This is a genomic window from Micromonospora chersina (assembly GCF_900091475.1).
GTDB classification, from domain to species: domain Bacteria; phylum Actinomycetota; class Actinomycetes; order Mycobacteriales; family Micromonosporaceae; genus Micromonospora; species Micromonospora chersina.
Genome location: NZ_FMIB01000002.1, coordinates 421600 through 447721, shown reverse-complemented (window position 1 = coordinate 447721; position 26122 = coordinate 421600). Strand labels below are relative to the sequence as shown.

12 protein-coding genes are annotated in these 26122 nt (G+C 74.9%); 6 read left to right on the top strand and 6 right to left on the bottom strand.

What is annotated here, in order from left to right:
* Positions 1–2 precede the first annotated feature (2 nt).
* Positions 3–842, top strand: a complete 840-nt coding sequence (locus GA0070603_RS01940; RefSeq protein WP_091306187.1) for a PhzF family phenazine biosynthesis protein — start codon at positions 3–5, stop codon at positions 840–842.
* A gap of 52 nt (positions 843–894) precedes the next feature.
* On the opposite strand, the gene GA0070603_RS01935 is transcribed toward GA0070603_RS01940, so the two are convergent.
* Both GA0070603_RS01935 and GA0070603_RS01930 read right to left on the bottom strand, forming a co-directional pair.
* Positions 895–10560 (bottom strand): calcium-binding protein, encoded by a 9666-nt coding sequence (locus tag GA0070603_RS01935; RefSeq protein WP_091306185.1) that lies wholly within the window; start codon positions 10558–10560, stop codon positions 895–897.
* 281 nt (positions 10561–10841) lie between these two features.
* Positions 10842–16637 carry a WD40 domain-containing protein gene (locus tag GA0070603_RS01930; RefSeq protein WP_091306183.1) on the bottom strand — a complete coding sequence of 1932 codons (5796 nt, stop codon included), beginning with the start codon at positions 16635–16637 and terminating at the stop codon, positions 10842–10844.
* 108 nt (positions 16638–16745) lie between these two features.
* Between GA0070603_RS01930 and GA0070603_RS01925 the strand changes: the two genes are divergently transcribed.
* Positions 16746–17978 carry an ArsB/NhaD family transporter gene (locus GA0070603_RS01925; RefSeq protein ID WP_091306181.1) on the top strand — a complete coding sequence of 411 codons (1233 nt, stop codon included), beginning with the start codon at positions 16746–16748 and terminating at the stop codon, positions 17976–17978.
* 87 nt (positions 17979–18065) lie between these two features.
* Positions 18066–18389 (top strand): nuclear transport factor 2 family protein, encoded by a 324-nt coding sequence (locus tag GA0070603_RS01920; RefSeq protein ID WP_208862780.1) that lies wholly within the window; start codon positions 18066–18068, stop codon positions 18387–18389.
* A gap of 9 nt (positions 18390–18398) precedes the next feature.
* On the opposite strand, the gene GA0070603_RS01915 is transcribed toward GA0070603_RS01920, so the two are convergent.
* From GA0070603_RS01915 to GA0070603_RS01905, 3 genes are all read right to left on the bottom strand, one after another.
* Entirely contained in the window at positions 18399–18848 is a 450-nt protein-coding gene (locus GA0070603_RS01915; protein WP_091306179.1) for a hypothetical protein, read from the bottom strand.
* On the bottom strand, positions 18841–20160 hold the full coding sequence (locus tag GA0070603_RS01910; RefSeq protein WP_091306177.1) for a molybdopterin-dependent oxidoreductase: 1320 nt from the start codon (positions 20158–20160) through the stop codon (positions 18841–18843). The genes GA0070603_RS01915 and GA0070603_RS01910 overlap by 8 nt, the downstream gene beginning before the upstream one ends.
* Positions 20161–20242: 82 nt before the next feature.
* Positions 20243–21274 (bottom strand): ArsR/SmtB family transcription factor, encoded by a 1032-nt coding sequence (locus GA0070603_RS01905; RefSeq protein ID WP_091306175.1) that lies wholly within the window; start codon positions 21272–21274, stop codon positions 20243–20245.
* A 101-nt stretch (positions 21275–21375) separates the two neighbouring features.
* Between GA0070603_RS01905 and GA0070603_RS01900 the strand changes: the two genes are divergently transcribed.
* The 3 genes from GA0070603_RS01900 (at position 21376) to GA0070603_RS01890 (ending at position 24209) form a co-directional block, all read left to right on the top strand.
* Positions 21376–21957: a dihydrofolate reductase family protein gene (locus tag GA0070603_RS01900; protein ID WP_091306173.1), complete on the top strand. Its 582-nt coding sequence runs from the start codon at positions 21376–21378 to the stop codon at positions 21955–21957.
* Between the two features lie 10 nt (positions 21958–21967).
* Positions 21968–23050: a questin oxidase family protein gene (locus GA0070603_RS01895; protein WP_208862779.1), complete on the top strand. Its 1083-nt coding sequence runs from the start codon at positions 21968–21970 to the stop codon at positions 23048–23050.
* Positions 23051–23147: 97 nt separating this feature from the next.
* Positions 23148–24209: an NAD-dependent epimerase/dehydratase family protein gene (locus GA0070603_RS01890; protein ID WP_091306168.1), complete on the top strand. Its 1062-nt coding sequence runs from the start codon at positions 23148–23150 to the stop codon at positions 24207–24209.
* 207 nt (positions 24210–24416) lie between these two features.
* Here GA0070603_RS01890 and GA0070603_RS01885 read toward each other — a convergent pair whose 3' ends face one another.
* Positions 24417–25979 carry a hypothetical protein gene (locus GA0070603_RS01885; protein WP_091306165.1) on the bottom strand — a complete coding sequence of 521 codons (1563 nt, stop codon included), beginning with the start codon at positions 25977–25979 and terminating at the stop codon, positions 24417–24419.
* Between the last annotated feature and the right edge of the window lie 143 nt (positions 25980–26122).

The following is a 26122-nucleotide window of genomic DNA, read 5'->3' as shown; positions in this document are numbered from 1 at the left end:
CCATGACGGAAGTCCTGCGGTACGCCGCCTTCACCACCGACCCGGCGGCCGGCAACCCCGCCGGCGTGGTCCTCGACGCGGGCCGGCTCACCGACCCGGAGATGCAGGCCATCGCCGCCGACGTCGGATACTCCGAGACGGCGTTCCTCACCGCCACCGGCCCCGGCGAGTACGACGTGCGCTACTTCAGCCCGCAGGCCGAGGTGCCGTTCTGCGGCCACGCGACGATCGCCTCCGCGGTGGCCGTCGCCGAACGCGCCGGCACCGGCGACCTGGTCTTCCGCACCCCGGCCGGGGTGATCCCGGTGGCGACCGCCCGGGACGCCGACGGGCGGCCCACCGCCACCCTGACCAGCGTGGCCCCCTCCGACGCGCCGGTGCCGGCGGAGGACCTCGCCGAGGCCCTCGCCGCGCTGCGCTGGGACCCGGAGGACCTCGACCCGGCGCTGCCGCCCCGCGTCGCGTACGCCGGGGCCCACCACCTGCTCCTGGCCGCCGGGACCCGGGAACGGCTGGCCGCCCTCGACTACGACTTCGACCGGCTGCGCGACCTCATGCTGCGGCGGGACTGGACGACAGTGGCGCTGGTGTGGCGCGCCTCCGGCACCCGGTTCGACGTCCGCAACCCCTTCCCGGTCGGCGGCGTCGTCGAGGACCCGGCCACCGGGGCGGCCGCCGCCGCGCTCGGCGGCTACCTGCGTACCCACGGTCTGGTCGAGCCGCCGACCACGCTGCACCTCCAGCAGGGCGCGGACCTGGGGCGGCCGGGCCTGCTGGTGGTCGACGTGCCCGCCGGCACGGGCGGGATCCGGGTGACCGGCACCGCCGTGGCGATGGGCTGAACACGCCGGGGCCCGGCTCCCCTCGCGGAGAGCCGGGCCCCGGACGCCCCGCTCAGTCGGTGCAGGACGGTGTGTCGAAGTGCCCCGGGGTGCTCGGGAACGCCGCCCCGGCCCCCTGGTCGGGGTTGTCCCGCGGGTACACGTAGGACAGTTCCAGGAAGGCCGACGTGCCCGCCGTGGTCACGTCGCTCGCGCTGCGACCGGCGCCGGTCGCCCAGGCCAGCCGGGTCAGGAAGTCCTGCATGGCCGGGCTGTGCTGGCGGACGTCGTTGAACCCGCCGTACGCCGCGTTGCAGTGGGTGAACAGGTTGTACGCGCCGTTCCAGTCGAACAGCCGGTCACCGTTGTTCGGCCCGTTCTGCGTCACGTCGCCCTGGAGCACGTCCCGGTCCCAGCCGCCGTAGATCCAGTCGGTGCCGTGGTGGTGCTGGTTGTCGGCGAGGACGTCGTTGTCCAGGTTGGTCGCCTCGAACCAGCGGCACGGGTCGATCGTGCCGGCCGCCAGGTCCACCGGCCAGGCCCCCGCCGCGCAGTTGTCCGGGTAGGAGCCGCGCGGCCGGAAGTCCAGCAGGTCTGATCCGAGCACCGCGGTGACCGCCGGGCCGCTGGTGGCCCCGGCGCCGCCGAACAGGTGGTCGACGTACTGGTCCTGGTCGCCCCGGGCGGCGTCGCTGAACACGCCGTTCACCAGGCACTGCGGGTTGGCCGCGTCGAGCGCCGGGTCGCAGCCCTTGCCGCCCCAGAGCACGTCCGAGCCCTCGCCGCCGAACACCTCGTCGCCGCCGCTGTCACCGTTGGCCACGTCGTCGCCGAAGCCGCCGTGGATGTTGTCCGCGCCGGCCCCGCCCCGGATCAGGTCACCCGCCCCGGCGGTCAGCCCGGCGTACGGCATGGGCGCCGAGGTGGCGCTGCCGATCCAGGCGTCCCCGTCGGTGTCGTGCAGCAGGTCCACCCGGCGGTCGTAGCCGCCGGCCCGGAACCCGGTGAACGTCTCCTGCGGGACCGAGGAAAGCGTCGCCGTGAAGCCCAGCGCCGCCACGTCGTCGGCGTTCAGGTACTGGTTCACGACGCCGCCCCGGTCGCCGAGGATGGCGTCCCGGCCGTCCTCGCCGTAGAGGCTGTCCGCGCCCAGCTCACCGAAGAGGTCGTCGTCGCCGGCGCCGCCGCGGATCTGGTCGTCGCCGTCCTGACCCCACACCCCGTCGTTGCCGGCGTCCCCGTAGAGCTGGTCGTTGCCGTAGGCGCCGGCCGGCTCGCAGGTGGACTGGGCGGTGGTGCAGAACCGGGTGGACGGGCCGGGCAGCGCCGGGTCGTGCGTCCGGGCCACCGTGGCGTCGGCCGGCACCGCGCCGGTCGGGTACCGCTCGGTGTAGACCCGCTCGGCCGCCTTGCCGTCGACAGTGGTCACCGTGCGCAGCAGCGAGCCGTTGTCGCCGAGGAGCACGTCGTCGGCGCCGTTGCCCTCGACCACGTCCCCGGTGTCCCGGAACCCGGCGGCCGCGCTGCCGCCGATCAGGTCGTCCTGCCCGGCCGGCGCGCCGGCGCCGACCAGGTCGGCCGGGGCAGCCGGGTCACCCGGCCAGCCCGGGTCGGGCAGCGGCGAGACCGTGGTCCGGCCCGCCGCGCCGAGGGCGGTGTCGCCGCGCAGCGTGTCCGCGCCGCCGTTGCCCTCCAGGTAGTCGCCGTCGCCGTCGCCGGTCAGGGCGTCGTCGCCGTCCTGACCCCAGAGGGTGTCGACGCCGTCGCCGCCGCTGATCCGGTCCGCGCCGAACCGGTTGGGGCTGACCGCCGCCCGGTCCAGCAGCACCACGATCCGCGGGCCGAACGGGGCGCCGTCCGCGCCGAGCCGGACGGTCACGGCCGTGGGCTGCTCGCCGGGCAGCGGGCGGAGCACGGCGCCGTTGTCACCGATGACCGCGTCGGAGCCGGGTCCGCCGAAGACGGCGTCCGCGGTGTCCGGCTGGCCCGTCGTGGCCGCCCCGGTCCCGTCGTACGCGGTGCTGGAGCCACCGACCAGGTCGTCGTCACCGGCGTCGCCCTCGACCCAGTCGGAGCCCGGGCCACCCTCGGCGAAGTCCGCGCCCGCGTCGGCGTGCACCCGGTCCGGGCCGCCCTGGCCGAAGATGACGTCGTCGGCGTCGCCACCGGAGATCAGGTCACCGCCGCTGGTGCCGGCCGCCGGGGTGAACCCGAGGTCGAGCAGGGTGACCTTGCGCGACGGCACGGTCCGGGCCTGGGTGACCCGGGTCGCGTCGGCCGTGGCCGGCGTGAACCGGGCGTTGTCCCCGGCGATCAGGTCGGCGTCGCCGTCGCCGAAGAGCTGGTCTCCGGTGTCGGGACGGCCGGTGCCGGCGACGGGCTCCTGGGCGGAGCCGCCGACGATCTCGTCCTTCCCGAGGCCACCGTGTACGACGTCGGCGCCGTTGTTGCCCTCCAGCTGGTCGTCCCCGGCGTCGCCGTCGACCCGGTCGTCGCCGAGCCCGCCGTACGCGATGTCGCCCTGCGCGCCGCCGGAGATCACGTCCCCGGCGCCGGCGGCCGGCACGTCCCCGGCCAGGTCCAGCGGGTACGGCCCGACGTCGCCGATGCGCGGGGTGCCGTTGTCCCCGACGATGCGGTCCACGCCGTCCTCGCCGTAGACGAAGTCCCGGCCGTCGGCCACGCCGGCCACCCGTCCGCCGCCGTAGAGCACGTCGTCGTCCGGGCCGCCGAGAACCTGGTCGTCACCCTCGTTGCCCTCGGCGGTGTCCACGCCGGTGCCGCCGTACAGGCCGTCGTCGCCGGTGTTGCCGAAGAGCAGGTCGATCCCGTCGTCGCCGTGCAGCTGGTCGACGCCCGGACCGCCCCAGGCCCGGTCGGCGCCGCCGCCCAGGTGCAGGGTGTCGTCGCCGAGCTGGCCGCAGGCCCGGTCGTCGCCACCGCCGAGGTCGGCGCGGTCGTTGCCGCTGCCGGCGCTGACCACCTCGACCCCGGCGCCGCCGAGGATGAGGTCGGCCGAGCCCTGGTCGGTGGGTGCCGGCTGGTCACCGGCGAGGCTCGCGTCGGCGCAGGTCTCGGCGGTCAGCCGCTTGTCGCCGAAGACCGTCGCCCCGCCGTCGCCGCCGACCACGTGGTCGCTGCCCAGGCCGCCGACGAGCAGCTTGGTCTGCGACTGGGTGCCGGCCGGCAGCGGCTGGTGGACGACCTGGCGGGCCGGGCCGTAGCCGTCGGTGCCGTCCGGGTCGCCGACCGTGGACGGCTCGGCGATCACGTAGTCCTCGTCCGGGCCGCCGAACAGCTCGTCGGTGCCGTAGCCGCCGACCAGCACGTCGTCGCCGCCGTAGCCGTACAGGTGACCGGTCTGCCCGTTGGCCGAGTGGGACACCACCAGGTCGGTGCCGGCGCTGCCGTGCACGGTGTCCTGGCCGGCGCCGGTGTCGACCTTGTTGGTCAGCCCGGCGTCGCCGCTGCCGGCGGCGTCCGGGTCGGCCGGGACGGCGCTGCCGGCGGTGTGGATGGTGTCGTCACCCTTGCCGCCGTTGAGGATGTCCGCGCCGGGGCCGCCGACCAGGATGTTCTTCCCGTTCGGCCGGTCGTCGAGAACCACGCCGACCACGTCGTCGCCGCCGTTGCCGTAGACCGTGCTGGCGCCGTGCCCGACGGTGACGTGGTCGTCCGCGCCGCCCGCCTCCTCGGTCGGGTCCTTCAGCTTGGTCCAGTCGACCAGGCCGTCGAGGCTCTTGTCCCCGACCGAAGTGTGCACGGTGGTCGCGCCGGCCCGGTCCACCGCGCCGAGCCCGCTGTCACCGGCCACCACGTTGTTGCCGTCGCCGGTGGTGACGGTGTCCTTGCCGGCGCCGCCGGCCACCCGGCTCACCTGGCCGGCCGCCTCCGCGGTGACGATCACGTCGTCGCCGCCGCGCCCGTCAACCCAGGCCGGCCCGGTGCCGGTGCGGATCTGGTCCCGGCCGTCGGAGCCCAGGACCACTGCCGCCTTGTCGAACGCGGAGGTCTTCGTGCCGTCGCCACCGGTGTCACCGTCGCCGAGCAGCAGCACCGACAGGGAGACCTTGTCCGCGTCCGCGACCTGGTAGCCGCGCCCGTCGACGACCACCCGGGTCAGGCTGGGGTCGAGGAACTCCTGCTTGCGCCCGAGCGCCTCGACCGCGAAGCCGTCGAAGTCCGGGTCGGTGTCGGCGAAGTGCACCGCGTACACCTTCACCACGTCACCGGCGTAGGTGCCGGCGCCGTTGTCCCACGCCTTGTCCCCGCGCTGCTCCTTCTTGCCGAACCTGCCGGCGAAGACCACAAGGGTGTCCCCGGTCGTGCCGCCCAGCTCGGGTGGCTTCGGTGTGCAGTCGGGTTGTGCGCGGAAGTCCAGCAGGGTGGCGTCGACAAGGGTGAAGTCGAAGGTCTTGGAGAACAGGAACAGGTCGATGGTGATGTAGACCTTGAGGAACACCGACAGCTGCCCGCTGGTGGTGAAGAGGCAGACCGGGTTCACCAGCAGCGCCTGGAGGAACTCACTGGTGCGGAACTTCCCGTCGTTGTTCGGGTCGTTCCAGCTGAACCCGACGGTGAGCCGGATGCCGCCCTGGATGCCCGCCTTGACGATGAGCACGCTGACCTCGGCCCCCGCGGCGATCTCGCCGCGCAGGGTGACCACCGGGACGGGCTTGCCGCTGCTGTCGGTGGTCTTGAAGTAGAGGCCGTCGAGGAGGCTGACCGCGTCGAGGTCGGTGCCGTCGGTGGCGGCCTCCACGGCGTGCCGGATGCCGGCGGTGTCCAGGCCGGCGATGAACCGGGCGGTCACCGAGGCGCTGCCGGAGAGGGTCACCAGCACCGGCGGCGGCGCGTACACCGGGCCGAAGGACTGCCGCCAGCTGAACCCGAGCGACAGCGGCCCGGAGTCGAAGCTGACCAGTTCGACGTCCTGCCCCATGAGCAGCCCGAACAGCGAGCCCGGGTTGTCGAAGATCGGGAAGCTGAAGCCGGTCTTCTGGGCGTTGGACTTCCCGTCGGAGCCCGCGGCGAAGAACTTCTCGCCGTCGTCACCGGCGGCGGTGTCCACGGCCGACTTGACCTGCGCGGCCGACTTCGCCTGGGTGAACGGGTCGTCCCGCTTGATCAGGCTCTCGGCGGACGCCGGTGACGCCTCGGTGGTGAGCGCCCTGGCCGGGTCGACCAGGAACTGGCCGAGCGGGATCGAACAGCCGGCGTCGCAGTCCGGTATCCGGTTCACGAAGGTGACCACGGCGCGGACGGTGTCGACGAAGTCCAGCTTCGGCCCGCCGGTCAGGGTGCTGAACGTCTTGGCCAGCCAGACCAGCGTGATGTCGGGGCCGCCGGTGGCCTTCGACAGGTCCGACAGCACCGGGATCGGCGCGTACAGGGTGTCGATGACCGGCTGGAGCGGCCCGGTGACGGCCTTGAGCTTCTCCACCACCGGCTTGAGGATCTTGCTGAAGAAGGCGCCGGCGTCCAGCGCGATGTCGGTGAACGTCACCTGGAGGGGGGTGGTTACCCCGCCGCCGGTGGCGCTCAACCCGCCCTGCTTGTGCTCCAGGCCCCACTTCAGGCCGAAGCGGGCGCTGATGCCCGGCAGCGCGGAGCCGACCTCGTCGCCGGTGTTCACCGCCGCCGCCAGCTTCCAGTCGATGTTCACCTGCGCGGTGAGATCGGTGGCGAGCAGCGAGCCCAGGTCGGCGAACTCGGCAAGGGTGAGCTTGGCGTTCGGGTCGGCGGCGCAGTCCGCGGCCACCCCCGGGTCGAAGCAGCTCTTCTCCCCCGCCGCGCCCTTCAGGTCGACCCCGAAGTACGCCCGCACCAGCGGTGCCGTGCCCTGCTTGGTGGCGTTCACCTGGATGAAGGCGAGCTGGGCGGCAAGGTCGCCGGTCATGTCGAAGTTGGCGCCGATCTGCACCTCGGGCGCGGTGTCCCCGTCGTGGGTCGGGACGTAGAAGCCCTCGTCCCGGTCGAGCACCAGGTCCAGGTGCAGCTTCCAGCCGAGCTTGGCCTGGATGCCGTCGGGGGCGCCCTTCTTCGCCTTCAGCGACAGGCCGGGGATGCCCAGGTCGAGCGGCACGTTGACGCCGAGGCACCTGTCGCTGTCGCTCGCGTCCTTGCAGCCGTCCGCCGCCGAGGGAGCGCCGCGCGAGGCGGTCAGCTTGATCCGGATGGACTGGAAGTCCTCCGGCTGGCACGGGGTGGCCACACCGCTGCGGCAGCCGACCACCGCGCTGACGCCGGGGTCCAGGTCCTTGAGCACGTCGTTGAGCCCGGCCTGCATGCCGGCGCTGTCCAGCGTGGCGTTGGCCAGCACCGGGCCGATCGCCGCCTTGACGTCGGCCCGCAGCTGGGCGACGAACTTCTGGCCCTGCTGCAGGTCGTCGCCGACCAGTGGCAGCTTGCCGTCGAAGCTGGCCAGCCGGAGCGCCTCCTCCACCTTGGCCAGGTAGCCGTCGATGCCGACGTTGAAGTCGGTCAGCTTCAGCGACAGGTTGGCGAAGCAGGAGGTGAGGTCCGGGGTCTGCGGGTGCGGCACCAGGTCCAGCCCCATGGTGAAGGTGAGCAGGTTGGTGGCGTCGGCGGGCTCGCAGTTGTTGACGAACAGCGGCGCCCGGGCGCAGACCGGGGTGGTCGTGCTGCCGACCCCGCCGCCGCAGTCCACGCCGGCGGTGGTGAACGTCGGCGTCAGGCCGAGCAGGTCGGTGACCGGCCCGTCGGCGGCGAGCCCGCCCAGGCCGACGCTGAGGTCGGCCTTGACGGTGGCGAAGTCGGGGTCCTTGCCGAGGTCGAGCGCGAGCGGGCCGACCCGGGCGGCCAGCGCCGCGTCGGTCACCCCGCCCTTGACGGTGACCTTGGCCGAGGAGCTCTTGTCCAGCAGGGGCGCCGCGTTGAGCTTCAGCGGCAGCAGCAGGCCCAGCTTGGCCTGGGCGTCCACGTCGAGGGCGAAGGTGCCGGTGCTGTCCAGGCTGACCAGGTCACGGGCGCCGTCCCACTTGAAGGCGAGCGGCCCGGCGGTGCGGACGTTGCGCTTCCAGTCCAGCCCGACCCGCAGGTACGGGCCACCGGCCCGCTCGTCCAGCGTGAACTGGATCCCGCTGTCCGCGCCGATCGCCTTGTTGAGCTGGTCGAGGGCGTCCTGGAGGGTGTCCGGGGGCGCGGCGAGGAGCTTGTCCAGCGCGTCGGCGAGTTCGGGCCGCAGCGCGTACGCCGCGCCGTCGGCCGGCTTGGGCGTGCCGGCCGCGTCGACCCGCAGGGTCTGCCCGTCCACCCGGTCCAGCACCCGGTACGCCTTGCTGCCGATCACCACGGTCCGGCCGGCCAGCCGCGGGTCGAAGGCGGCATCGCCGCTGCGGTTGCCGTCCTTGAGCAGGAAGTTCGCCCCGTCGGCGGTGAACGTCACGCCCTTGCCGACGCCGCTCTCGTCGGCGCCGAGCAGTTCCCGGGCCGAGCGGCCGAGCAGCGGAATCTCGGTGTTCAGCGGCCCGCTGCCGCCGCCCGGCTGGGTCAGCGCGGCGTTGACCAGCCGCAGCGCCTCGATCACGACGGCGAACAAGGCCTTCGGGTCGTCGGGGTTGAAGTCGACGGCGAAGATGCCGTCGAGGCTGCTGGTGTCGACCACCGGCTGCTCGCCGGCCTTCCAGCTGACGTCCACACCGACGCCGTCACCGAGGGCGCCGGTGGCGCCCGGGACGCTGACCGTGACCCGGCCGGTGGTCTTCACCGACGAGGAGACGGTGAGCAGGTTGCCCGGCTCGGTCTGCAACCGGCGGAACAGCTCGCCGAGGCTGACGTCCTGCGCCTGCTTGAAGCTGACCTGGAGCATCCGCTGCCCGGACGCGGCCGGTCCGACGGCGAGATTGCCGCCGAGCTTGACCTTCAGGAAACCGGCGGTGGCGAAGAAGTCGACCCCGGTGGTGATCGGGAAGTCCGCGGCGAACAGCGGCGTGGCCGGGTCGGTGCGCAGCAGCACCCGGTCCGCGTTGGCGGCCGGGCTGCCGAGGTCGTCGCGCAGGTCGAGCACGAGCGTGACGGCGGCGCTGTAGCGCGGCTTCACGGTGGCGAAGGTGGCCTGGGCGTTGGCCGCCCGGAGGCCGACCTTCTTGTCCCCGCCGGCCGGCTTGGTGAGCGCGCCGGCCAGCTCGACCGCGCCGATGTTCGGGCTGGAGCCGCTGATCACCCACACGCTCTCCGGGTCGGGCTGGCCGCCGATCCAGTTCTCCTGGAGGGTGACCGTGGTGGCGGTGTTCGCCGCGATGGTGCCGGCCGAGGTGCCCGCGACGACCCGCTGACCGACCAGCTCACCCGGGGTGAAGCGGTTCCCGTCGACGCTGAAGCCCTTGGCCGTGAAGGTCGCGCCGCGGCCGGAGACCGAGGCGGCGCCAGGGTCCAGCGGCACGGCCACGGTGGACTCCCGCTCCAGCTTCACCCGGAAGATGAGCTTCTCGCCGGCGAAGGAGAGGTTGTCGACCGGCAGCCCCTCGGCGGCGAGCAGCTTGACCAGTTCCTGGATGGAGCTGAACTTCGGCTGGCCGGCCTTGGCCGGGTCGTCGGTGGCCGGGTTGAACTCCGGGTCGTCGGGCTTGGGGTGCACGTACTTCTTGAGGAACCCGGTGAGCTTCTCGTTGACCTTTACCGCGTCGGCGAAGGTGCCGCGCAGGAACGGCAGGCTCAGGTTGCCGGCCGGCCCGCTCTGCTGCACGCCGCTCAGCAGGGTGGCGAGCTGGGCCAGCCCGGAGGCCAGGTCCAGCGGGCTCATGTTGCGGAACTTGGCGATGGTCTCGTCGAGCCCGGTGGTGGTGACGGTCGGGCTGCCCACGCTGATGTCGTTCCAGTCGACCTTGACGGTGGCGGCGACGGCGGGCAGGTCGAAGGGGGCGCCGGCGGCGGCCGCGCCGAGGTTCACCTGGCCGTGCACGGAGCCGGGGCCCGGCTCGCTCTCGGTGTCGGAGGTCCGGCCGCCGCCGGCGTTGTCCAGGGCGACCTGGACCAGCCCGGCGAGGGAGCCGGCCGCGCCGAGCTCACCGGTCCCGGCGCCGGCGCCGGTGTCGAAGGCGAGCCGGCCGTCGCCGTTCGGGTCGGTGACGGTGGCCTTCACGTGGGTGCGGGCGGTGAGGGTGCTGCCGGCCGTGAGCGTGACGCCGAGGATGCCGACCGAGGCGGTGGCCTGGTCCAGGTCGGCGCGGAGCGTCGCCGCGGCGTCGATGTCCAGACGCGGGGTGTCCCCGTCGCGGACCAGGTAGGTCTCCCCCGCGGCGGTGTGCCGGGCCCGCAGGTGCAGGGTCGCCCAGCCCGTGACGTCGACCGCCTTGGCCACCGTCACCCCGCCGACGGCCAGGTCCCTGGCGGTGACCTGCCGCTTGGTGGTGACCACCACGTCGAGCAGGTGGTCGCCGCCGCTGCTGGTGACCGTGCTGGTCAGCCGGGTGCCGCCGCCGAGGTCCACGTCGTCCTTGGTCAGGCCGCCGGCCAGGGCGTCGGACGCCTTCCGGGCGAGCTTGTCGGTGTCCACCAGGGCGCCCGGGCTCACGCCGAGCAGCGGCAGCGGCTGGCCGAGCAGGCCGACCCGCGACAGGCCGCCCTCCGCCCAGGTGGCGGTCCTCGACATCAGGGTCTTGAGCGCGCTTTCCCACGCCTCGTCCGCGTGGGCCGGCGCCGCCGTCCACACCAGGGCGAGCGCGGCGGTCACCACCGCTGCGGTCAAGCCGGCGAGCAGCCGTCGTAGAGCCACCATGAGCCACCTCTTCCTCGATGACCGTCACCGACGGCGCTGGTCCCGCGCCAGCACACCGATCGCTGAGGAGACCCACAACTTCTGTGTCGAGATCGTGACAGAGCGTCAGACCGATCGGTCGACGTCACTACGCCGGTAGTCCTGGTCGGACTGAGCGGTCAGCCACACAGGCGCACCGGCACGGGCGGACCCCGGCGAGCCGTGTAACGAAACGCCGGGAGCCGGCGCTGATGCACAGGGCTTCGCGCGGCCGGTCGGGCCCGCGCTCCGGCGGATCGGCGTCAGAACGGGGCGTCCACGGCCAGCCGCCGCACCTGGGTCAGGTACGGGTCGAGCTCACCCACCTCGAACCGGCAGGTGCCGATGACGTGCCAGAACTGGCCGCCGGGATCACCGTCCAACTTGTACCGGCCGTCGGGGCTCACCGCCGCCCAGCCGTCGGGCAGGCCGATCAGCGTGGTCCGCAGCTGGGCGTGCTCCGGGTCGGCGACGTCCCACAGCCGGACCGTGCCGTCGTCACCGGCGCTGGCCAGCAGGCTGCTGTCGGGGCTGAACGCCACCGACCAGACCCGCCGGGTGTGCGCCGCCAGGGTGCCGTGCAGCCGGCCGGTCCCCGGGTCCCAGAGCCGGATGACGAGGTCGTCGCCGGCCGTGGCGAGCAGATTGCCGTTGGGGCTGAACGCGCACGACCAGAGCCGCCCGGTGTGCTCGGTGAGCGTCGTGCGCCGCTCGCCGGTGAGCGCGTCCCAGACCACTGCCACGCCGTCGTTGCTGGCGCTGGCGAGCAGCGTCCCGTCGGTGTTGAAGGACACCGCGTACACCCGGTCGGTGTGGTGTTCGAGGGTGAGCCGGCAGGTCGCGGTGGCCGCGTCCCAGAGCCGGACGAGCTGGTCGTCGCAGCCGGTGGCGATGGTCTCGCCGTCCGGGCTGAACGCCATGGCGCGCACCCGGCCCCGGTGCGGGGTGAGCGTGGCGAAGTGCCGGCCGGTACGCCGGTACCACAGCCGCACGGTGTCGTCGTCGTTGGCGGTGGCGAGGGCGTCGCCGTCGGGGCTGAACGCGGTCGCCCACACGTGGTCGGTGTCCACGTTGAGCTCCCGCTCGTCGACGCCGGTGTCGGTGTTCCACAGGTGCACGCCACCGTCGCCGCTCGGCGCCGCGACCAGCGACTCACCCGGGCAGAAGACGGCCGACAGCAGCCGGTCGGCGGGGCTGGCGAGCTGCCGGACCAGCCGGCCCGTCCGCGGCTCCCAGAGCCGCACCACACCGTCGTTGCCGCAGGCCGCGAGGACCTCCCCGTCGTCCCGGAAGGACAGCGCGGTGACCCGCCGGCCGTGCCCGCGCAGGGTGTGCTGGAGCTGCCCGGTGCGCACGTCCCACAGCCGGGTGGTGCCGTCGTTGCTGCTGGTCGCCACCTGGGCCTGGTCGGGCCGCCAGACCACCGGCCAGACCGAGCCGCGGTGCCGGGTCAGGTCGTGCCGCAGCTGGCCGTCGGCGCTGTCCCAGAGCTGGATCGCGCCGTCGCTGGCGGCCGTGGCGAGCAGGCTGCCGTCGCCGTTGAACCGGACGCTGTAGATGGCGCCGCGCTGCCGGCCGAGCACCCGCACCGGGCGGCCGGTCTCCACCTCCCAGAGCCGCAGCGCGCCGTGGGTGTCGCCGGTCGCCATGAGCGTGCCGTCGGGGTGGATGTCGAGGGCGTACACGTCGGCCTCGTGGCCGCGCGGCTGGCGCAGCAGCTCGCCGTCGGTGGCCCGACGGATCCAGACCCGTCCGTGCTGGCCGACCGCGGCCAGCAGGCGGCCGTCCGGGCTGTGCACCACCCGGTAGACCACCTCGGGCTCGCGTACCTCGAAGGCGAGCCGCCCGGAGGGGATGTCCCAGCCCCGGACCACGCCGGCGCTGTCGACCACGACGACCCGCCGGCCGTCCGGGCTGAACGAGGTGCCCCAGATGGGCGCGGCGTGGCCGGGCCACTCGTGGCGCAGCCGGGCCGTGCGGGTGTCGTAGAGCCGGACCACGCCGGCCGCGTCGCCCACCACGAGCCGCCCCCGCTCGCCGTCGGTGAGCAGCGGCCACACCCAGCCGGCGAAGACGTCCTCGATGACGTGCCGCACGTCGCCGTGGTCGGCGTCCCACAGTCGTACGGTGAGGTCCGCCGCCCCGGTGACCAGCTGGTGCGAGGCGGCGTCGAACCGGACCGCGTAGACCCGACCGCGGTGGCCCTGGAGGGTGCGGACCGGCAGCCCGGCCGCGGTGTCGCAGATGAGCACACCACCGTCGTCGCTGCCCACCGCGAGCACCGCACCGTCCGGGCTGTACGCCACGGGCACCGGGAGCCGGCCCACCTCGAAGCCGTACGCCACGCCCACGGCGGGCGGGGCCAGGCCCGGCGCGACCGGACGGCCCGGGGCGACCACGGCGCCGCGCAGCTCCGGCGCGCGCAGCAGCGCCGCGTCGGCGCTCACGTCGATCAGCGCGGTGCGGTGCCACCGGCTGCCGGTGATCCGGGCGCCGCGCAGGTCGGCGCGGAACAACCGGGCGCCGGCCAGCTCGGCGTCCCGCAGGTCCGCCCCGGCGAGGCGGGCCTGGTCCAGGCGGGCGCCGCGCAGCCGGGCGTGCTCCAGCCGCGCCTCCGTGAGGTTGGTGGCGACCAGGCGGGTGTCGGTCAGGTCGGCGCCGGTCAGGTCCGCCCCGGCCAGTTCCCGGTGCGACAGGTCCTCGCCGCGCAGCACCGCGCCGCGCAGGTCGGCCCGGTCGGGCAGCCGCAGCCGGGCGCTGAGCCGCAGCGCGTTGGCCCGGACCGTCTCCCCGGCCGTCTCGTCGCCCAGCACGCGGGCGGTCCAGGCGGTGCACCGGGCCGGGTCGGCGAGGTCGCCGAGGAACTCCACGGTCAGCGCGGACAGCGGGCGCACCGCCAGCGCGGTCGGCTCCTCACCCCGGTTGAGCTGCGCGGCGATCCCCTCCGCGACCAGCCACTCCATCACCGAGGTGTGGATGAACCCGAACAGCCCGTCGTCGGTGCGGACCAGCAGGCTGCCGGCGCCCACCGCGTGGATCGCCTGCGGCCCGGACAGCCGGGAGTCGGCCAGCCCGGCGAGCTGGCCGGCGGCCTCGGCCAGCTCGGCCAGCCGCAGGTAGGACTCGCCGCTCTCCCAGAGCTGGAAGGCCAACCGGCTCACCGCGTGCCACAGCTCGGGCCGGCGCAGGCTCACCGGCGCGCCCGGGATCCCCTGGGTGCGCCGCTCCTCGAAGTCCAGCCAGGACTCCAGGATCTCCCGGTAGAGCGCCGCGGCGCTGAACGTGCCGCCGGCCCCGGCCACCGCGGCCAGCCGCCCCTCGTCGAGGTTGGCGATGAAGCCGAGCATCCGCGGGTTGCGGGACAGGCCGAGCAGGTCCTTGACCCCGGCCAGCAGGTCGAGCCGCTCCCGGGCGGCCCGCTCGTCCCCGCCGTAGCGGTTGCGCAGGAAGGTCTCGATCTGGCCGGGGGTGAAGTCCTCGATGGCCAGCACGCGGCGGTGCGGCAGCAGCCCCACCCGCTCGCCCAGCGCGGTCAGCACCTGCGAGTTGGTCTTGAAGTGCTGGGTCCGGCTGCTCACCACGATCTTCGCGTGGCCCTCGGCGGCCTGGAGCAGGGTCTCCAGGTGGTCGGCGGCCCGGTCGTAGGTCACCCGGGCGACAAGCTCGTCGAAACCGTCGAAGAGCAGCACGATCCGCCCCTGCCGGAGCATGTAGCGGAACGCCTTGAGGTCGATCACCTGCTCGCCGTGGTTGGCCAGGTGCGCGGCGACGAGGCCGTCGACCGAGTGCGCCTTGTCCAGCGCGCGCAGCTCCACCAGGATCGGGATGAGGTCCGGGGCGGCCGTGGGCAGCCGGCGGGCCACCTCGCGCAGGGCGAAGGTCTTGCCCCGGCCGAAGTCGCCCAGCACCAGCACGAACCGGCCGTCCGGCGCGGAGATCAGCTCCAGCAGCTCGTCCACGACGTCCTCGCGGACCCGCTGGTCGGCGCCGACCAGGTGCCGGTAGCGCTGCGGCACGTACTGGCCGGGCGGGTAGAGCCGGTCGGCCTGGAGCCGGGCGGTCTGCGCGGCCACGTATTCGCGCAGGTCGAGCAGGCCCTGGAACTCGGTCAGGTGCAGCAGCCGCACACCGCGCCGCTGCGCCGCCTCGGCCAGCCCGCGCGGCACCCGGTCGCCGTCGTAGACCAGCTCCGAGGGGATGTCCGGGTCGGTGGCGTGCACCCGCCGGGCGAAGTGGTCGACGTCGGCCGGGGCCGGGGTGCCCACGTACGCCCCGACCCGCTGCTGCCGGACCACGCCGTCCGCCCGGTAGGTGACGTAGAGGTGCGGCGGGTCGGCCTCGACCCGGCGGAGCAGCACCCGGTCGTGGCGCGCCTCGCAGACCTCGGCGAGCCGGTCGAGCAGGCGCTCCAGCGGGGCGGGCGGGGCCACCGCCGGCGCGGCGGCCGGCGGGTCGACGGCCTCGCCCTGGGTGGGCCCCTCCACCACGGCGGGCCGCCGCGGATCGGGCACCTGGGCCGGGCCGGCCGCGCCGAACGTCGCCTCGGCGCGCGGCCAGCTCAGGCTGGTCGGCTCGCCCACCTCGTGCCTGTCGTCGCGGCCGAGCACCCAGCGGGTCATCCCGCCGGCGTCGAGCCGGAGCACCTGGGCACGGCCGTCGCGGGAGGCGGTGGCCAGCGGCACCACCGGGTCGACCCGGGCGCCGGGCGCGGCGTCGGCGAGCAGCAGGTTGAGCATCGGGCCGACCAGCCGGTTGAACGAGCCGCGGTCGCGCAGGGACGCCCGGTCCGGCACGGCCACCTCGTCGGCGTACGGGGTGCGCGGGCCGGGGGCGTGCGCCATGGCGCCCAGCCGCAGCCAGCCGGACTGCTGGTAGTGGCGCAGCCGCTGGGCGAACCAGGTGGACTGCGCCTCGCCGAGGAAGCCGTAGCGGTCCTCCTCGCGATGGGTGATCGCGACGGTGGAGTTCAGCCCGGCCACCACGACGCGCAGGTCCGGCACCGGGAAGAGGGTCCACGGCTGCTCGCTGTCGAAGATCCGGTCCTCGAGGCCCTGATAGAGCTCGTCGAACAGCCGCGCGTAGTGCCGCCACTTCGGCCAGTAGGGCGGCTGCGGGTCGACGTCGTCGGCCTCGCAGGTGGCGAAGTAGGCCCGGCTCGCGGCCATGGTGACGTCACGCGGGCCGGGCACCACGACCAGCCGGTGCGGCTCCAGGCCGAGCAGCACCCGCAGCCCGGTGAGGAAGCTCAGCGCGTCGGAAAACTCCCGGGGGCTGCCCGACTCGGTGAGGTTGCCGGCCACCACCAGCAGGTCCGGCCGGGGCACCCCGTCGTTCATGAGCAGGGTGAGGTCGCCCATCAGGTGTTCCTGCAACTCCCCGGGGGTGACCGGGGCGCCCGGCTCGATCACCCCCCGCCCGAAGCGCGGCCCGGCGACGTGGAGCACGCTCAGGGCGCCGCGCGCGGTGGGCACGGCCGCCGCCGGCGGGAACGGCGGCGGGTTGATGGGGGTACGCCGGGCGCGGCGCGGCGCCGGCGCACCGGTGGCGGGCGCGGCGAGCACCCCGGGCGGGTCGGCAGGATGGTGCGGGAAGGCCGGCTGCCGCATGGGCTTTGCGCGGCCGTCGAGCGTCTGCCGGATCCGGTCGAGCACCCGGCCCCGCGCCTGCGCCGGGTCGCTCACGCCGACCAGGTCGACGTAGGTGATGGTGGCGAGCAGGCCGTCGATCGGGCAGTCCTCGACCCGCACGGTGACCAGCTTGTTGCCGGTGCCGTCGGGGTCGGCGCGCAGCGCGGCCTGCCATTCCAGCTTGCCGTAGGTGGAGTGCAGGTAGCGTTCGGACAGGACCGCCACCACCACCTCGGCCTCGCGGACCCCGCGGTCCATGAAGTCGATGAAGTTGGTGCCGGCCACGAAGTCCCACGCCTGGAGCAGGGTGCGGTAGCCGGCCGCCTCGAACTCCCACGCCAGCCACGTCGCCCAGCGCTCGTCGGCGGGCGAGTAGCTGATGAAGAAGTCGATGGGGCGGTCGGACCGGGTCGGGTGCGCGCCTACAGCCACCCGATCATTATGGCCACCGACCGTCAATTCGTGGACACCCTCGGCAGCCGCTCGGGCGGTCGCGTCGGGCCGGTCCGGGCGGGCGCGGGTGTGCGAGGATCATCCCTCGTGGAGACCGTGGGCGAGCCGCCGTCCGCCGCACCGGACCGGAGCCGCTGGGGCCGCCTGCACGTCCTGGACTGGATCGCGCTTGGGCTGGCCGTGGTGGGCGTCCTCTGCGTCCTCACCGGACTGCTCCCCCGGGCCGACGCCGAGGCCACCGTACGCCGGATCGTGCCCATCCTGATCTTCCTGGGCACGGTGGTGGTGCTGGCCGAACTGACCGCGGTGGCCGGTGTCTTCGACGCGCTCGCCGCCCGGGTGGCGATCACCGCCCGGGGCAGCTACCGGGCGCTGTTCTGGCTCTGCGTCGGGTTCGCCTCGGTGACCACCATCGCGCTCAACCTGGACACCACCGCCGTCCTGCTCACCCCGGTGATGATCGCCCTGGCCCGCAAGCTGGGCGTGCCGCCGACCCCGCTGGCCATGACCACCGTCTGGCTGGCCAACACGGCGAGCCTGCTGCTGCCGGTGTCCAATCTGACCAACATCCTGGCCAGCGACCGCGTCGGCCTGGACCCGGTGCCCTGGGCGGCCCGGATGTGGTGGCCGCAGCTCGTGGCCATCGTGATCACCATGGTGCTGCTCTGGTGGTGGTACTGGCGGCCCGCCCGGGCCGGCGCCGACCCGTTCGTCCCGCCGCCGCCGCACGTGCCGCCGGACCGTTTGCTCTACCGCACCGCGCTCGTCGCCTGCCTGCTCTTCGTCGCCGGGATCCTGGTCGGCGTCGAGATCGGCGTCGCCTCCGGGGTGGCCGCCGCGATCCTGGTCGCCGGCTTCGCGGTGCGCGCCAGGGGCAGCCTGCGGCTCGCCCTCGTCCCGTGGCGGCTGCTGGTCTTCGTGGTCGGGCTGTTCCTGGTGGTGCAGACCATCGGCCGGCACGGCCTGGACACCGTGATGGGCACGCTGATCGGCGGCGACACGGGCGCGGCGGGCGCCCTGCGGGCCGGTGGCGTCGGCGCGCTCTTCGCCAACGTGGTCAACAACCTGCCCGCGTACCTGGCCGGCGAGGCGGTCATCGCCACCGGCAACCACACCCAGTTGCTGGCCCTGCTGGTCGGCACCAACGTCGGCCCGCTCGCCACCCCGTGGGCCTCGCTGGCGACGCTGATCTGGTACGAGCGCTGCCGGGCCGCCGGGGTGGCCGTGCCGCTGGGCCGGTTCGTGGCCACCAGCGCGGCGCTCGCCGTCCTGGCCACCACGGCCACCGTGGCCGCCCTGCTGGTCGGCCCGGGCTCCTGACCCCCGGAACCCGCGAACCGGGCGTGTCCGTCGTACCCGCCGGGCAGGATCAGGACGACCCGCCACGACCGGCAAGGAGCCCGCACCGTGAACACCGCACCCGACATGATCCGCCGCTACTTCGCGCTGGCCGGCCAGCCGGACAAGGAGGCCTACTTCGCCCTCTTCGCCGACGACGCCGTGGTCGAGGACGAGGGGCGGTCCCACCGGGGCATCCAGGCGATCCGCGAATGGCGCCGCGAGACGCCGCTGGTCTCGTACGAGATCACCGACGTCGAGGACAGCCCGGCCGGCACGGTGGTGACCGCCACCATCAGCGGCGACTTCCCGGGCAGCCCGTTCGCCGGGCTGCGGTTCCGGTTCGAGGACTACGACGACGCCAAGATCCGCAAGCTGCGCATCGCCCCCTGACCGTCCCGCTCAGCGGGCCCGGCCGGCCAGCCGGCGGGCGGCGTAGAGCAGCGCGCTCGCGGCGAACAGGGCCCCGCTGACCGCCAGCCACCGGCCGAGCATGGCCCGGGGCGCCAGGCTTGTCGCCGCCAGGTAGGTGCCGTCACCGAGGCCGAGGATCCCGGGCAGGTAGACCAGGAACAGCAGGCCGGCGCCGAGAGCCGGGACCCGGACGTGGTTCAGCGCCGACGGGGCGCCCGCCCGCCCCAGGGCGCCGCGCAGCACCCGGTCGAGTGACGCGTACACCGGGAAGAGCACCAGGTCGTGCGCGATCACCGCGCCGAGGAACCAGAGCAGCATGCGAAGGGCCGACGCCTCGCCGGCCAGCCGCAGGGCGATCCAGCCGGTGACGGCGAAACAGCCGGCCAGCAGCAGCAGGTGCCAGGGCGCGGCGCCGTAGGCCCGCCGGAACTCAGCCATCGAACACGATCTCCGCCACCCACTTCGTGCAGTGCACCCCGGGCAGCGCCGGCACGATGATCCGCGCCGGGTAGCCGTGGTCGGGGCTCAGGTCGACGCCGTTGACCCGCAGCGCGAGCAGCGCGTCCGGATCGGTCACCTGGCCGCCGTGCAGGACGGCCTCGCGGAACAGGCCGGCGCGCTCCAGCGACCGCACCCGCGCGGTGGCCGGACCGTCCGCCCCGACCAGCGCGGCGAGGTCGCGCAGCCGCACCCCGGTCCAGGTCTGCGACGTGGACCAGCCCTCCACGCAGGCGATCGGCAGGACGGCGGTGTGCTGCGCCAGGGCGAGCAGCCGGGCCCGGTCCAGGGCGACCGTCCGGTTCCCGGCCCGCAGCGTGAGCCGCCAGCCGGGCCCGGTCTGCTCCGGGGTCACCCCGGCCGCCGCGACGCTGCGGTTGACCGGGAAGCCGGTCGGCCCGTCGTCGACGCGCCGGCCGCGCGGCAGGAGCAGCGCGGTGCGGCGCAGCCCGTCGACGCTCTGCCCGACGGTCAGCGCCGCCAGCAGCAGCGCGCCGCCGCCCACCAGGGCGAGCACCCCCCGCCGGCTCATCGTCGCCGGCCCGGGCCGCAGCGCCACCAGGCCGTCCGGATCCGGCGGCTCCGGCCGGGTCCGCTCCACCGGGGTACGCGCGAAGCCCGGCCCGCGCAGCGCGGTGACCAGACGGGGCAGCTTGATCGCCACGTGGGTGACGAGCGCGGCCGTGAAGATCCAGGCGCCGTACCAGTGCGCGGTGTAGAAGTCGAAGCCGAACAGGTACGCGTACTGGATGTTCAGCAGCCCGGTGGCCGTCTGGAAGAGGATCCCGCCGACCAGCAGCAGCAGCGACAGCCGCTCCAGCGCCTGGGCGGCCGAGCGGGCCGGCGGCCAGTCGAAGAGCTTGGGCACCACCGACCAGAGCTTGCCCAGCACCACCGGGACCAGCACGATCCCCAGCGTCACGTGCAGCCCCTGGGTGAGGCGGAACAGCCAGGCGGGCCGGGTCGGCCAGTCGAACACGGGCGGGTGCAGCCAGCCCACGTCCCGGGGGAACGCCTGGTCGAGGCGGGGCCCGTAGGCGATCCAGTCGAGCAGCCCGGTGACGATCACCAGGGGCAGGGTGGCAAGCAGCACGGCGCCGAGCACCGAGGTCAGCCAGGGTCCGCGGACCGGGCTGCGCCAGGCGCGGTCAGCGGCGTCGACCCCGGGCGGGCGGTGCCGGGCCAGACCGCGCCACAGCGCCGCCGGAGCGGCCGACGGCGCGTCGTCCGGTGGGGGCGGGCTGGCGGGCACGTCTCCTCCTCCCGGTCCGCGCTGCTGGTGTCTCCAGCAGGACGCTAGACGCCGCGCCCGCTCACCGGCCCGGTTTGCCGCATTACCGAACGCTTACCGCTGCCCGGCCCGCCTCGCTGAGCAGTCGCTCGCCGAGTTCGGTGCGCGCGTAGAGCACCTGCCGGCCGGCGCGGCGCGAGGTGAGCAGCCCGGCGGCGCGCAGCGCCTGAAGGTGCACGCTGAGCGTGGGCGCGGCGAGCGCCATCTGGGTGGCGGCCTGGCTCGTCGACATCGGCAGGTCGAGCTGGGCCAGCAGGGCGGCCCGGGTGTGGCCGAGCACGCCGGCGAGCGCGGAGCCGGCCTGCGCGGGTTGCTCCGCCCAGAGCCGGCCGAGGCCGCGCGGGGAGTAGGAGATGCTGGGGGGCTCGGGCTGCGCGGTCCGCACCAGGACGTCCGGCCAGGCGAAGGCGCACGGCACGAGGAGCAGGCCACGCCCGCCGCAGTCGGCGTGGCCGTCGTAGTACTTGACGACACTCAGCGTCTCGCCGGCGAACGTCACCGACGGGTGCAGATTGCTCATCATCCGGTCGACGCCGCCGTCGGCCAGGGCGTCGAGCCGGTAGGCGATGTCGTCGTTGAGCAACGCGTCGATCCGCGGCCAGACCGGCGCGATCGCGACCCGGTGGTACGCCTCGAGTGCCTCCGTGACCGGGCCGAGGCCCGCGTCCGGACGATCCACCAGCGCCTGGAGCAGGGCTCGCCGGTCTTCGCGGCCGGGCCCGCGCTGGGCGATCCGGTGGGCCGCCAGGTGCGCCAACTCCCGCGCCACGATCGCCGGATCGGCGTCGGCGACCTGCGCGAGCGCGTCCGCGAAGGTCGAGGACCGGCGACCCGGTGGCGGCAGCAGGAAGTCGGGGATGTAGCCCTCCGGACGCACCAGCGCCCGCAGCAGGTCGAGGTCGCGCTCGCGAAGCCGGTCCGCTCGCCCGGCGAACCGGTCGATCCAGGGACGGTGCAGGTGCGGCCCCCGCCGGCCGGCGGCGAGCGCGCGCAGGCTGGCGACGGTCTCCGTGAGGGGCGAGGCGGCGAAGCGCACGCGGCTCAGATCCGTTGCCGTGAAATGCAGGTGAATCACGCGGGCGCCCTTCCGATTAGGGCTCAGCCTAATCGTGGCCGGGCGCGGGACACCACCGAAGACTGAGGACATCGCACCGGTCCACGGAAAGGACAACGACAATGCGCACGCTGATCTACACCGCGTTCGTCTCGCTGGACGGCGTCGTCGACTCGCCCGGCGGCGGCACCCCCACGGAGGCCCACCGCAGCGGGGGCTGGACCTACCGGGACATCGAGTTCGTGCCCGAGGCGTACGAGCTCAAGGGCCGGGAGACCGACGAGGCCACCGCGCTCATGTTCGGCCGGGCCAGCTACGAGGCGTTCTCGCCGTTGTGGCCGGACATGGCGGACTTCGCCGCCCTCAAGGATCTGCCGAAGTACGTCGTCTCGAGCACCCTCGACCAGGCGGCCCTCGTCGACAACTGGGGTGAGAACACGATCCTGCGCTCCCTCGAGGACGTCGCGAGGCTCAAGGAGACCGACGGCGGCCCGATCGTCGTCCACGGCAGCGCCACCCTCGCCCGGAACCTCTCCGATGCCGGCCTCATCGACCGCTACCACCTGCTGGTCTTCCCGATCCTGCTCGGCGCCGGCAAGCGGATGTTCAGCGACACCGACAAGGCGAAGCAGATACTCAAGGTGGTCGAGTCCGAGACGTACGCCAACGGCATCGTCAAGCTCGTCTACGACGTGGTCCGCTGAGGTGGCCGCCATGACACACGGAGCGATGGCCGAATTCCTGCCCGCGGCGTACGAACGGCTGCACGCGTACGGGCCGGAGTTCGGCGGCGACGAGGAGGGCAACCACGGGCTCACCAACCACGGCCCGATGGCGGTGGAGGTCATGGTCCGGCGCGGGCTCGACGTCGACGTCGAGGCGTGGCTCGACCGCTACGTACGCCGCCTGGCGGAGCTGCCCGGCACGAGCGCGCCCATCCGGCCCGGCGAGTGGCGCTCGGCGCTGGGCCAGGCGCGACGGCTGCCCGACTGGGCCGCGTACTTCCGGCACGAGCTGACCGAGCGCCCCTGGCGGGACGTGCTCGCCGAGTGGTGGCCCCGACTGCTGCCCGGCATCGTGGCCGGCTCGACCCACGGCGTGATCCGGGTCGGCCACGCGGTGCGTGCGCTGTGCGGCACCAGCGCGGCCCCGGCCCGCCAGACCCTCGACGAGCTGGCCCACGGGCTGGCGTTCTGGGCGGCGCGCCACCGCGAGCTCGCCGGGGTGGTGGCGCCGGAGGGCGCACTCACACCGCGACGGGCCCTGCCGGCCGTCACCCGGCTCACGGACCAGAGCGGCTTCATCGCCCACCGCCTCGACCGGCTCGAGCGCAGCCCGGGCTGGACCGCGAGCCTGCGCGCGCTGGAGCCGGCCGCCTCCGCCGAGGAGGTCCCGGCGCGGCTGGAGTCGCTCGTCGACGCCGCCGCCGAGGCCTACCTCGGGCTCGGCCACGGCTCGCCGGTCCTGCTGGTCCACGCCGCCACCGCGCCCAACGCCGTGCGGCACGTGCTCCCGGTCCTGCCGTCCGAACAGTGGCTGCCGAGCCTCACGGCGGCCTGGGCGGCCGTGTCGGCGGTCATCGCGACCTACGCCCCGGCCCGGCCGGCGCCGTCCGCGGAGATCGCCCGGCGCTGGCCCGAGCCGACCCGCGAGGACGCGCTCCAGCGGGCGGCCGAGCACGGCGACGAGCACGTCCTGAAGTTCGCCGACACGGCCGTCGAGGCGTACGACCGCACCGGCGATCCCGACCTGCTCGCCGCGACCCTGCACGCCGGCGCGCTGATCGGCCGTCCCTGACGCGAGGGGGCAGGGAGCCGCCGCCAGGCTCTTACGGACCGCTGACGTCCACCGCGAACCGCCCGAACCAGACCACGAGGTGCCCTAGCCTGGCCGCATGCGGGTACTGGTCACCGGCGCGGCCGGCTTCATCGGATCACAGATCGCCGACCTGCTGGCCGCCGAGGGCCACGAGCCGGTCTGCCTGGACGCGCTGCTGCCCCAGGCGCACGGCGGCGCGCTGCCCGAGTGGTCCCGGCCGCACGACCCGGTGGTCGGCGACGTCCGCGACGCCGCGCTGCTGGACCGGCTGCTGTCCGGGGTGGACGCGGTGTGCCACCAGGCGGCCATGGTGGGGCACGGGCTGGACCCGTCCGACGCCCCCGACTACGCCGGCCACAACGACCACGGCACGGCGGTGCTGCTCGCCGCCATGCACCGGGCCGGGGTGTCCCGGCTGGTGCTGGCCAGCTCCATGGTGGTCTACGGCGAGGGGCGCTACACCTGCGCCCGGCACGGCGTGGTCCGCCCCGCCCCGCGCCGGCCCGCCGACCTCGCCGCCGGCCGGTACGACCCGACCTGCCCGGCTTGCGGCGGCACCCTCGACCCGGCCCTGGTTCCCGAGGACGCCCCGCTGGAGCCGCGCAGCACCTACGCGGCCAGCAAGCTCGCCCAGGAGCACTACGCCGCGGCCTGGGCGCGGCAGACCGGGGGCGGGGTGTGGGCGCTGCGCTACCACAACGTCTACGGCCCCCGGATGCCGCGCGACACCCCGTACGCCGGGGTCGCCTCGCTGTTCCGCTCGGCGCTCGCCGACGGCCGGCCGCCCCGGGTGTACGAGGACGGCCGGCAGCGACGCGACTTCGTGCACGTCACCGACGTGGCCCGGGCCAACCTGCTGGCGCTCACCGCGCCCACGCCGGAGGGGCTGGTCCCGGTGAACGTCTGTTCCGGCGAGCCGCACACCGTCGGCGACCTGGCGGCCGCCCTGGCCCGGGCGATGGGCGGCCCCGAGCCGGAGGTGGTCGGCGGGGCGCGGGCGGCCGACGTCCGGCACGTGGTGGCCGACCCGACCCGGGCCCGCGACCTGCTCGGCTACACCGCCCGGGTCACCTTCACCGAGGGCGTGACGGCCTTCGCCACCGACCCCCTCCGCGAACCCGCCGCCCTGGCCGCCTAACCCCGCCCGCTCCCCCGCGCGCTCCCGTCCCTCCCGTTCGCTCCCGTCGATCCCGCCCTGCCTCCGTCGATCATGAGGTTGGCGGCGGCAGTTCGAGCGGATCGCGCCGCCAACCTCATGATCGCCGAGGCGGGCGGGGCAAGGCGGGCGAGGCGCGGCACGGCGCCGCCCGGTGGGGCGCCACACGGTGGCGCGTGCGGTCGGTGGTCAGGAGACCGTGAAGAGGAGGTGGTTGACCGCCAGGGCGGTGAGCGCCTGCGCGGCAAGCCACCAGCGGCGGGCCGGCGGCGGCAGGTGTGCGGCGGCGGCCAGGAGCCAGACCACGAACGGCAGCCAGATCCGCTCCACCTCGGCCTTGCTCATCCCGGACAGGTCGGCGGCGGCCACCGCCAGCGCGGCGGCGGCCGGCAGCAGCACGGTCGGCCCGAGCACCCGCACCCAGGCGCGGCCGTCACCGCCGGTCCCGGTCGTCCCCGCGACCGGCCCGTCGGCCCCCTGCGCGTCCGCGCGCCGGACCGGCCGGGCGGCGAGGGCGCCACGCCGCAGCGCCGGGCCGACCGCCCGCGAGGCGGCCAGCGCCGTGCGGCGCAACGCCTGACCGACCACCGGGCCGGCGACCAGTGCCGTGCGCCGCAGCGCCGGACCGACTACCGGCGAGGCGGCCAGTGCCGTGCGGCGCAGCGCCGGCCCGAGCACCGGCCCGGCGGAGAGCAGTAGCGCCGCGAGGTTCGCCCAGACCCAGTAGGCGTACGGGCGCTCGGCCGCCCAGCCCTGGTAGTAGCGCTCGACGACCCGGTCGTACCCCTCCCACCAGCGGAAGCCGGCCAGCACGAAGAGCGCCGTGACGGCGGCGACGCCGGCCGTCGCGGCGAGCAGCGCGGCGCGGCGGCGGTCCCGGCGCAGCGCCAGCACGGCCAGCGCGAGCGCGCCGACCAGCACGAACCCGTACGACAGGTGCAGCGCGAAGCCGAGCAGCAGCCCGCCGGCCAGCGCCGCGACCGGCCCGCGTACCGCCAGGAGGGCCAGCCCGGCGGCGACCACGCCGGTGAAGACGGCGTCGCCGGAGGCGCCCAGCCAGACCGCGCCGGGCAGCAGCACCAGGAACGGCAGCACCGCGCGGGCCGCCTCGGCGGCGTCCAGCGCGCGCAGGGTGACCGGCACCGAGACCGCGGCGGTCGCGCCGACCAGCACGCAGCAGAGCGCCGCAGCGGTGCCGCCGCCCAGGCCGACCCGGTCCAGCCAGACGAAGACCAGCAGCGCGCCCGGCGGGTGCCCGGCCGTGTGGGTGGACCACGAGTCGGGCTGAAAGTCGAGGATCCGGTCGGTGAAGCCCGCCAGCATCCGGGGGATGTCGGCGACGCCCGGCACCTCGTGCAGGTACTCCGCCTGCGGGGTGAGGCGCCGGGTCAGGCCGGCCGACCATCCGTCCACCAGGGCCAGCGACAGCGTCCAGGCGACCGCGGCCAGCCAGCCGGCGGCCAGCAGCGCGCCCCAGCGGGCGGTCCGCGCCCAGCGCAGGCCCGGCCCGAGCACGACCACGGCGACCAGCACCGCGAGCGGGGTGCCCCAGCCGGCGTGCGGACGCCAGGTGGCGTAGAGCGGCGCGGCGTCGGCGTGCAGTCCCGCGCCCCGCCGGTTGAGCACCAGCCCGACGGCGACCGCGGCGGCGAGCAGCACCGCCTCGACGGCCAGCGCGACCAGGTCGCCCCGGTGTCCGGAGGTGGTCCGCCGCGGGCCGGTGACGCGGGGCAGGGTGGCTGCGGGTCTCATGACGACCGGACGGTACGGCCCGCCGGGCCACCGGACGGGCGGAACCGCACTCACGTCACCGGATGGTAAGAAATGCCTGCTCGGTAAGGGTTCCGTAAGCACGATCGGGGCCTCGCCGGGCGCGTACCCGCCTAGCGTCGGCG